Genomic DNA, 10312 nt, shown 5'->3' with positions numbered 1-10312 from the left:
GGTATTCTAACCAACTGAACTACCAGTCCGTTACTTATTACACTTCAAAATTCGCTTTTGGTGGGTGATGACGGGATCGAGCCGCCGACACTCTGCTTGTAAGGCAGATGCTCTCCCAGCTGAGCTAATCACCCTCGTCCTAAAGCGAGTGGGCATTCTACTCGCGTCGGATTCTATGTCAAATGCTATTTCTCACTTTTCTTACTTTTTTCAGTAGGTTGCGTGAATTTTGACCACAGCATTCTTATTAGAGTGAAGAAAAAGGGATGCCTAGTTTTGAGTGGATTCTGACTGCTCTCTATCTCGCCACACGAGCAAGGCTGGCGTCAAAATAAGTGTCAACACAGTAGCAAAGGATAAGCCACCCGCAATCGCAGTCGACAATTGTGTCCACCACTGCGAAGAGGGTGCGCCGATACTGAATTCTCGATGAATTAGGTCGATGTTCCATTGCAGCACCATAGGCATTAAGCCAACGATGGTGGTAACGGCCGTTAGTAATACAGGGCGCAAGCGAATCGCACCAGTGCGCAGCGCTGCGTCAAACGCAGTAAGCCCCGTCTTTTTGAACTGGTTATAGGTATCAATAAGAATGATATTGTTATTCACCACAATCCCGGCCAAAGCGATAACACCAACGCCACTCATAACAATGCCAAATGGCTCGCCCCGAATTAGTAAGCCCATCAGTACGCCGGCAATCGACAGCACAATGGCACTCATAATGAGGCCAGCTTGATAGAAGCTATTAAATTGGGTGACTAGAATCGTCACCATCATAAAAATGGCGATGGCAAAAGCACTCACGAGAAATATGCCGGTTTCGGCTTGTTCTTCTGAGTCGCCGCGAAACTTAGGTTCTACACCTGCTGCTTGCCAGTCGATTTCTTTCGCTTGTTCACCAAGTTCGGCAATTTTTGCGTTGGCGTTAACGCCGTCTTTAACATTGGCTGTGATGAGATAACGTCGTTTGCCATCCGCTCGCACGATATCGCCGGTGCGCTCGATGGGGGTACGTTTAACAAACTGACTGATTGGCACTAGACCCTTATTGGTATGAATATTGAGGTCGGTGAATAAGTCGATGGTGCGCTTTGAGCTAGGGTAACGCAGCAAAATATCGAGTTCTTCATCGGCATAGTCCGGCTGAAACTTAGTAATAAGCTGGCCACCGGTCACCATGCGTATTAATGACCCAATTTCTGCCACGCTAGCGCCGTAGCGTACCGCTTCTTCGCGATCAATATCTATTCGCCACTCCACACCTTGCAGTGGGCGGTCGTCACGCACGTCTTTAAGGTCTGGGTCGGCTTCTAACATGGCACGTACTTTTTCCACCATAGGTAGAAGGTTCGCTTCCGTATTGCTGCTTAATTGCAGCTGAATTGGCGCTCCTCCGGCAGGGCCGCCTTCTTTTTTACGTGTTTCAATAATCAAACCGGTAATATGAGCAGTTCTTTGTTCAATTTCTTTTAATATTTCTACGGCAGAACGGCGCGATTCCCAGTCAATTAATTCAAGTTGAATTCTGCCAATAAGATCTGGTGGAGAGCTTTCCATTCCACCCCTCGGTGCGCGGGCAAATACCGAGGTATAGATGGCATCGATTTCGGCCATATCAAAAATTTGATTCTCGACATCGCGCACCAGTGTTTCGCGTTCGGCAATGGAAAGGTTGCCGCGGGCGCGGACATCTACCATGGCTACGTCGGCATCCACATCGGGGAAAAACTCGGAACCATGACCCAAAATGCTATAGATAAAAAAGGAACCAAATACAGTGCCAAGAACAATTAGGGTTGTCATTGCTGGTGCTTTTAGAGCTTTGGATAGTACTCGTACGTAGCCACCAGAGAAGCCTTTTAATTTGCCAAAATCACCTTTTTCGGCCGCAATAATACTATCCAGTGAATCGTTGTCATGGTGCTTAGCTTGGCCCAGTGTTTTACCGATGGCGGGCATGACGATCAAAGCCATGATGAGGGAGCCGGTTAAAGTGAATAGCAAGGTTAGCGGCAAGAACTTCATAAAGCCGCCCATAATGCCAGGCCAGAATAATAAAGGTAAAAACACAGCGAGAGTGGTTGCTGTTGAGGCAATAATGGGCCACGCCATACGACTGGCGGCTTCGGTAAAGGCATCTTTTGCGGTAGCGCCTTCGGCAAGTCGGCGGTCGGCATATTCGACCACGACGATGGCGCTGTCGACCAACATGCCGACGGATAAAATTAAGGCGAAAAGCACCACCATATTCAATGTGTGCCCCATGGCGGCAAGTGCCATAATCCCCATTAAAAATGCACCGGGAATTGCCAAGCCAACCAGCAGTGAGCTGCGAACACCTAAACTGCCAAGAATTAAAATAAATACCAGCAAGGTCGCGACCAATACGCTATTAAAGAGATCATTTAGCATGGTTCGAATTTGCTTTGATTCATCTTGAATAATGCCGATGGTCATACCCTCCGGCAGTATTTTTTGGGCTTCAGCTGTGATCGCGCGAACTTCATCTAAGGTTTCGATGATGTTGGCACCAATGCGTTTTTTAATATCGAGCGTTACAGCCTGAACACCGTTAACCCGTGCAGCCGAGGTTTTATCTTTAAACGATAAACGGCCAACGGCAATATCTTGAAACAACACGACATGATCGTTAGTCACCTTAACCGGCAAGCGCATTAGTCCGTCGATATCATCTATGCGCCCCGGAATTTTAATCCCAAAACGACCGGCCTCACTGTCGAGATCTTCAGACGCAACGAGCAAACTGTTATTGCTTAATAATTGGCCAACTTCAGTTAGTGATAACCCATAGTTATCCATGCGCGCAGGGTCAATAATAAGCTCTGCAATTTGTTCACGCTTACCTTGAATATTAACTTCCAGTACACCGGGTAAGGCTTCAATTTTGTCTTTTAACGCATCTGCAGCGCCATAAAGAATATTCTCATCGACGGCGCCAGATAGGGTAACCACCATAACCGGAAATAGTGCTACGTTAATTTCGCGAATAACCGGCTCTTTGCTGTCGACGGGAAGCTCGCCAACGGCATCATTTACTTTGTTGCGAACGTCTTCCAAAGCTTTGTCGATATCCACATTACTGTAAAAATCGAGCTGAATAGAAAGATGACCAAAACTCGCGGTAGAGGTCATTTCTTTCAGGCCCTCTAAACCTTGCAGTTGAGTCTCGAGTGGTTCGTACAACAAACTATCGGCATCATCTGGCGATATACCGTCGTGTACCACCGATACATATACCTGCGGAATGGTAACGTCGGGCGCACTTTCTTTGGGTATTTGATAGAGAGTTGTAGCCCCAGCAATTAAGGTTAATATGAAGAGCATGATGACCGTGCGATGACGATCAACGGCTGCGCGGATCAATGCCATCATGATTGGCTTGCCTCTCTATTCAGCAGAACAGCATTTACATGCTCATCTACTTTTACGAAGCCTTGGCCAACGGTAATAATGCGTTGCTCACCGGATGGGCCTTGAATCCAAATACCATTAGTTTCGGCCGATAGAATACTGACCGGCACAACGGCAACGGTATCTTCGGTAGTGATGACCTTTAGCCCCAAGCCGCCGTTATCTGTGATGATTAAAAGAGAAGGGGAGATAAAGTAAGCATCGACCATGCCTTGGGGCACAAATAGGGTTGCGGTTTGGCCATCAAATAATGGCGCGTTGGCATTTTTTACTTCCATCTCGATAGCATAGGTGCGGGTTTTGGGATCAGCTGAGCTCGCTATAAAACGGATACTTCCTTCAAGTTGGCTTTCATCGGGAAGGATGGCGTATGCCGAGCTTCCTTTGCGTATTTGCTGAATGTTGTTTTCAGAAACCGAACCTTTCACCAGCATGGTGGCATTGTCGATTACTCGTACCAGTGTTTGGCCTACTGATGCGTATTCACCCAATTCAACAAAACGTTGGTCATACACTCCAGAAAATGGTGCTTTTACATGGGTGGCTTCTAGGTCTAGGCGCGCACGAGTAACAATGGCTTCCGCTTCGGCCAGTTCGGCTTCCGCAGAGGCAATGGCCGATTGATTGGTGAGGCCGCGCTCATATAAGTTGCGCACGCTAGCGGTTTCCAATTGGCGTTGTTCTAAACGTGCTTTTGCTTGCTTTAATTTAGCGGGAATATCGCGCTGATCAATTTCGAGAATCGTATCGCCCTGATTAACAAGCGCGCCGCGCTTCAGCGGCAGCGCGGTGACTTTACCATTGATTTCGGCCACCACGTCGACGCTTCGATTGGCACTAACATGAGCAGAAACCCTCACGTTGCTCGCTTTTTGAGTAGGAACGAACATTTCGTAGCCAACCTTAAATGATGTCTCTTGATTGTTAAGAGGGCGGTCGGCTACATCGGGTTCAGCTGCATCGCCTGATGCAACCCAAATCACCAGTAAAAGTGCAATGACAAGAGCAATGACATGAGAGCGATTAAGTTGTATCGGCATTATTGTAATTCCAGATAAATATTTGGCTCTAGACGAATAAGATGGGACGTCTAAAAAATCGTTACGGGATACTACCGACTGTTTGGACTCGATCATAGAGTCTAAATCGGTGAATTTTACGACTATTTGGTAACCGATTTCCGGAACACCTCCTTCTTCAGCCTCAGTACTGTTACCATGGCGTTTTTTCACGCGAAGCGAATATTTTCATGGTGTTAGTGCGTCTGTTGCAGGTCGAGTTAGCGTTTGGCGACCACGTCCTGCTAAATAAGGTTGATTTGGATATCCATTCTGGCGAACGAGTTTGTATCGTTGGTCGTAACGGTGAGGGTAAGTCGACGTTATTAAAAGTCCTTACTCGGGAAATCAGCCCTGATGACGGGCGCGTTCAGCACCGCGACATGTTGCGTACAGCAACACTGCAGCAAGAGTTACCGAAAGCTGAAGACATTGCTGTTTATGATGTGGTGGCCCAAGGCTTAGGTGATGTTGGCAAAGTCATTGCCGAATATCACGAAGAAATCGCCAAAGGTATGGACACCAATATGAATCGCCTAGAGCGATTGCAAACCGAGATTGAAGCCAATGATGGCTGGCGTTTACAGCAAAAAGTAGATGCCATTATTCAAAAGCTGAACCTACCTGAAGAAGCCCGCTTCAACGAACTGTCGGGTGGTTGGCAGCGTCGAGTTATGTTAGCTCGTGCCTTAGTGACTGAGCCTGATGTGTTAATTCTTGACGAGCCGACCAACCATATGGACGTGCCGACGATTGAATGGCTAGAAGAACAGCTCAAACAGTTCAATGGCGCCTTGGTTTTCATCAGCCACGATAGGGCATTTGTGCAAGCACTGGCGACTCGCATTATTGACCTCGATCGCGGCCACATTTACAGCTGGGATGGTGACTACCGCAGCTTTATTGAATACCGCGAAAAACGTCTCGAAGAAGAAGATACTCAGAATGCCTTGTTCGATAAGCGCTTAGCGGAGGAAGAAAAGTGGATACGCCAAGGCGTAAAAGCTCGTCGTACACGTAACGAGGGCCGAGTTTTACGCCTTAAAGAAATGCGCAATGAGCGTTCTGCGCGCCGTAATCAGGTGGGTACCGCCAATATCAGTATGGGGGCGGCCGAGTCGTCAGGTAAGCAAGTATTCGAAATTGATGACATCAGCTATGCATGGAAAGACATCCAGCAAGTGAATCACTTTTCTTCCAAGGTCATACGCGGTGATCGTATTGGTTTGGTTGGTCCGAATGGCGTTGGTAAGAGTACGCTGTTAAAGCTGTTGTTGGGTAACTTGCAACCTCAGAGCGGTAATATTCGCTTGGGAACGAAGTTAGAAGTGTCATACTTCGATCAGTCGCGCCATCAACTCGATGGTGATCGTTCGATTGCTGACAACGTATCCGATGGTCGTGATCAAGTGGAAGTGAATGGTCAGAGCCGTCACATTATTGGTTATCTTGGTGATTTCCTTTTCTCGGGCGCGCGTGCCCGCACCCCAGTTAAAGCCTTATCCGGTGGTGAACGAAATCGTGTCTTGTTGGCTAAGTTATTTCTTAAGCCGTGCAATTTATTGGTTATGGATGAGCCAACCAACGACCTTGATGTTGAAACCCTAGAACTGCTTGAAGAGCGTTTGTTGGAATACCAAGGCACTTTGCTTTTGGTAAGCCATGACCGTGCATTCCTTGATAGCGTAGTGACGCACCTTTGGGTATTTGGTGAAAATGGCCAAATCGAAGAGCATGTCGGTGGCTATTCTGATTGGCAAAACTGGTTAAAAACTCAGCCTGCAGAAGAGCAAAATAAAGCCGCTAAACATGCAGCTTCGGCCAAGCCCGATCCAAAGAAAACTGAGTCGGTTAGCGCGCCTCAAGCGGCGACTGAGCGCAAAAAATTATCGTATAAACTGCAACGCGAACTCGACAATCTGCCACAGGATATAGCCAAAGCAGAAGCAAAGCGCGATGAGCTAGCGGCTAAATCGGGCGCGGCGGATTTCTATAACGGTGATCCCGAAACCATTCAAAAAACTTTGGCAGCGTTAGTTGATGCTGAAGCCGCCATAGAAGCTCTTGAGGAGCGTTGGTTAGAGCTAGAGGCAATGACCGAATGATTTGGCCTGTTGTTATTCTCGTAGTGCTTGTCGTATTTGGCTCTGTGTACTGGATGAAACCAAGCCCTAGAGATACCCGTCTTGCCGCACTGCGTCTTGATGCGATCAAACGTGGGTTACATGTGCGCCAGTTTAAGTTTAAACCGGAATCAGCAAAGAATGGTGTGCGCGATGAAGTGTGGGGCACTAGCTTTACCTATGTCAGACCAAGTAGACAACAAGGTGGAGAGTTGCGCTTTCGTGTGGTCGGGCAAGCGGCTTGGGATAGCGAAGGTTTACCCGAGGGGCTGGCGTGGCATGATAAAGGAACTCCCGCGGAGGCGGCTTTGCTGTGCGATAAAATCGGTACTTTAAATGATGAAATAATCATGATGGAAGTATTCGAAAATCGCGCCACCATAATGACGAAAGAACATAAAGCTGCAACGGCTGAATCCTATGAGCAGTTTTTAAAAGCCTTCCTCCCCGAGTGAACGGTTTTTTATTTAGTTGTGGTAGATAACAAAAAGCCCTCATTTCGAGGGCTTTTTGTTGGGCTAGGCATCACCATTACTTGTGGTATGAATCATCCAGCTCCTGCAAGTGGCCGACAATACGATCGTTATAGCTCACGACTAAAAAAGGTACGCTGTTCTCGTTGTAATTACGAATAGAGCGTTCCATGAAGCTCCACTTGCTGCCGATGCTGTCGAGAATTACCAAACTTCTTTTGTCTTTCGCCATATCTTTCAGGGCCAAATAATCCCGCTGAAATTTATCCGCCATTTCGGTGAGTGTTTGCTTTTGCACACCAACAAATACTTGCCCCAGAACACTTGTTCCTCGGGCTGCGTATTGCGACGTGATCTCCTCCATCAGCAGCGCCATGTTGCGGGCTTGCTGCACAATGGCGGGTGGCGTCATGCCGCTGGTAGAGGCTAGTTCTGTATATGAGCTGGATATAAGGTTTACCAATGCAAGTGCATTGCGCCCCATGTCATCCACTAATCGTACATTGGAATAGCCAACGTTCATCATATCTGCGCGGTTGTTGTTCATTAACTGTTTGAATTCAGTCCAGTCTTGTTCGATGGTCAAAACTTCTTCTTCCAAGCCGATGGCTGCAGATTGCAGACTAACTTGCTCTAGCGATGCCTCAAAGCGTTCAAAGTTGGCGTCGATACGCTGGGCATATTTACTATCGGCATCGAGTCCGGAGAACATATAGAAGCTCGTCACAGCGTTGGTTATCGCCAGCCGCATGGTTTGCATTTCTACGAGAATCGTTTGCGGATTTGCTCGTAGAAGCGGGCTGAATAGTAGAATGACTAAAGCACAAAAAACGCTCATTACTGTTTTATTCATAGGTATCTACTTATTATTTTTTTAAAAGGTGTCAGTTTTTTCACTAACTGAGTGTATGAAATCTGCCCCCTTCTCCATATAGGACATTACAATACGTAACAAAATAGACTAAAAATGCTGTCATTGCTGAGTATCAAGCCCTATTTACCAAATGAGTTTCCGCATTTGTGACGGAGTTGGCTAAGGTGGCTATTTATTGAGCGCGCCTTGACTTTCAAGTCGCTTTCGAAGAAGGTGTGCGTTCGGATTCAAACGCTTGTATGAATTGTTCGATTTCTGAACACCAAAAGCCGTTGTTTCACCAACCGGCAAACTGTTGGCTCGCATAAGCAGGCCAACCAATAGCTAACCACCATGTGGAGATCAGTTGATGATTTACGAAGGTAAAGCCATCACGGTAACTATGATCGAAGGCGGCATCGCCGAATTGAAATTCGATCTACAAGGCGACTCTGTTAACAAGTTTAACCGTGTAACCCTGGAAGACCTTAAGGCATCTGTAGAAGCAATCCAAGGTAACAGCGACGTTAAAGGCGTTCTTGTTACTTCTGGCAAAGACGTTTTCATCGTCGGCGCGGACATCACCGAATTCGGTGAAGCGTTCAAGCAAAGCGAAGAAGAAATCGCTGAGTGGGTATTGGAAGGTAATAAAATCTTCAGCGCTATCGAAGATCTTCCTGTGCCAACCCTGACTGCTATCAATGGCATCGCTCTGGGTGGTGGTTTTGAAATGTGCTTGGCGACTGACCTACGTGTTATGTCTGACAAGGCCAAAGGGGGTCTGCCAGAAGTTAAGTTAGGCTTAATGCCAGGCTTCGGCGGTACTGTTCGTCTGCCACGTGTTATCGGCGCAGACAATGCCATCGAATGGATCTGCATGGGTGCAGAGAACAAGCCAGAAAAAGCACTAAAAGACGGTGCTGTTGATTCTGTTGTTACTGCCGACAAGCTGAAAGAAGTATCTATTGCTATGTTGCAATCTGCGATTGCAGGTGAAATCAACTGGCAAGCTCGTCGTGAAGAGAAAACTTCTAAACTGAAACTCGACACACTAGAGCAAATGATGGTTTTCGAAACCGCTAAAGGTTTCGTTGCTGGCCAAACCAAAGGTCACTACCCAGCGCCAATCGTCGCCATCAAGTCTATGCAGAAAGCTGCTAACTTTGGTCGTGATAAAGCATTGGCTGTTGAAGCTAAAGGTTTCGCACAACTGGCTAAAACATCTGAAAGCAATGCATTGATCGGTTTGTTCATGAACGATCAGTTGTTGAAGAAAAAAGCCAAAGACTATGACAAAGCCGCTAAGCCTACTAACAAGGCAGCAGTTTTGGGCGCAGGCATCATGGGCGGCGGTATCGCATTCCAGTCAGCGCTAAAAGGCACGCCAATCATGATGAAAGACATCGCTGAAGCGGGTCTGGAATTAGGCTTGAACGAAGCGAACAAGCTTCTAGCCAAGCGTGTAGAAAAGAAAAAAATGAAGCCACTGCAAATGGGCGAAGCGTTAAACCGCATCCGTCCTACCTTGACTTACGGTGATTTCGGCGACGTTGATACAGTAGTAGAAGCCGTTGTTCAAAATCCAAAAGTTAAGAAAATGGTATTGGCTGATCTGGAAGATCAAGTTCGTCCAGAAACCATTATCGCTTCTAACACATCTACGATCTCTATTGATTTGTTAGCCGCTGATTTGAAGCGCCCAGAAAACTTCCTGGGTATGCACTTCTTTAACCCTGTGCACATGATGCCATTGGTAGAAATTATTCGCGGTGCGAAAACGTCTCCAGAAGCAGTTGCAACAGTGGTTTCATACGCTAAGAAAATGGGCAAAACACCAATCGTTGTTAACGATTGCCCTGGTTTCTTAGTTAACCGCGTATTATTCCCTTACTTCGCTGGCTTCGCAGGCTTGGTTCGTCACGGTGCTGACTTCCAAACTGTTGATAAAGTAATGGAGAAGTTCGGTTTCCCAATGGGTCCAGCATACTTGCTAGACGTTGTGGGTATCGACACTGGTCACCATGCAAACGAAGTGATGGCAGAAGGTTTCCCTGATCGCATGAAAGCTGACTTCAAGTCTGCAATGGATGTGATGTACGAAGAAAACCGTCTGGGCCAGAAAAACGGTAAAGGTTTCTACGTTTATGAAACTGATGCCAAAGGTAAGCCTAAGAAGACTGTTGACGCTGGCGTTTACGACCTGCTTAAACCAGTTGTTGCAGAAAGTCGTGAATTCACAAACGAAGAACTGATCGAGCGCATGATGATTCCAATGTGCATCGAAATCGCTCGTTGCTTAGAAGAGGGTATCGTTGATACGCCTGCTGAAGCAGATATGGGCTTGATCTTCGGTATCGGTTTCCCTCCATT

Annotated in this window: 6 protein-coding genes and 1 tRNA gene; 3 read left to right on the top strand and 4 right to left on the bottom strand. The window is 47.0% G+C overall.

The features are described 5' to 3' along the window. Positions 1-58 precede the first annotated feature (58 nt). From UXZ23_RS05070 to UXZ23_RS05060, 3 genes are all read right to left on the bottom strand, one after another. Positions 59-134 (bottom strand) — tRNA-Val (locus UXZ23_RS05070). A 136-nt stretch (positions 135-270) separates the two neighbouring features. Next, the gene (locus tag UXZ23_RS05065; protein WP_320819548.1) at positions 271-3396 is read right to left on the bottom strand and encodes an efflux RND transporter permease subunit; all 3126 of its coding nucleotides are present in this window, start codon (positions 3394-3396) and stop codon (positions 271-273) included. Next, positions 3393-4475, bottom strand: a complete 1083-nt coding sequence (locus UXZ23_RS05060) for an efflux RND transporter periplasmic adaptor subunit (RefSeq protein ID WP_320819547.1) — start codon at positions 4473-4475, stop codon at positions 3393-3395. The genes UXZ23_RS05065 and UXZ23_RS05060 overlap by 4 nt, the downstream gene beginning before the upstream one ends. A 209-nt stretch (positions 4476-4684) precedes the next feature. Here UXZ23_RS05060 and UXZ23_RS05055 point away from each other — a divergent pair, with 209 nt between their 5' ends. Together UXZ23_RS05055 and UXZ23_RS05050 are read left to right on the top strand one after the other, a co-directional pair. Beyond that, the gene (locus UXZ23_RS05055; protein ID WP_320819546.1) at positions 4685-6598 is read left to right on the top strand and encodes an ATP-binding cassette domain-containing protein; all 1914 of its coding nucleotides are present in this window, start codon (positions 4685-4687) and stop codon (positions 6596-6598) included. Beyond that, positions 6595-7071: a hypothetical protein gene (locus UXZ23_RS05050; protein WP_320819545.1), complete on the top strand. Its 477-nt coding sequence runs from the start codon at positions 6595-6597 to the stop codon at positions 7069-7071. Before UXZ23_RS05055 ends, UXZ23_RS05050 begins: the two co-directional genes overlap by 4 nt. A 76-nt stretch (positions 7072-7147) precedes the next feature. Here UXZ23_RS05050 and UXZ23_RS05045 read toward each other — a convergent pair whose 3' ends face one another. Then, the gene (locus UXZ23_RS05045) at positions 7148-7942 is read right to left on the bottom strand and encodes a hypothetical protein (RefSeq protein ID WP_320819544.1); all 795 of its coding nucleotides are present in this window, start codon (positions 7940-7942) and stop codon (positions 7148-7150) included. A gap of 370 nt (positions 7943-8312) precedes the next feature. On the opposite strand from UXZ23_RS05045, the gene fadB reads away from it, so the two are divergent. Then, positions 8313-10312 (top strand): fatty acid oxidation complex subunit alpha FadB (gene fadB, locus UXZ23_RS05040; protein ID WP_320819543.1); only part of this gene is annotated, 2000 nt, incomplete at its 3' end.

This window comes from Thalassolituus sp. (assembly GCF_034111725.1).
Lineage (GTDB): Bacteria > Pseudomonadota > Gammaproteobacteria > Pseudomonadales > Oceanobacteraceae > Thalassolituus.
Note: the sequence above shows the minus strand (reverse complement) of the source record. Positions and strands in the feature narration are given on the sequence as shown.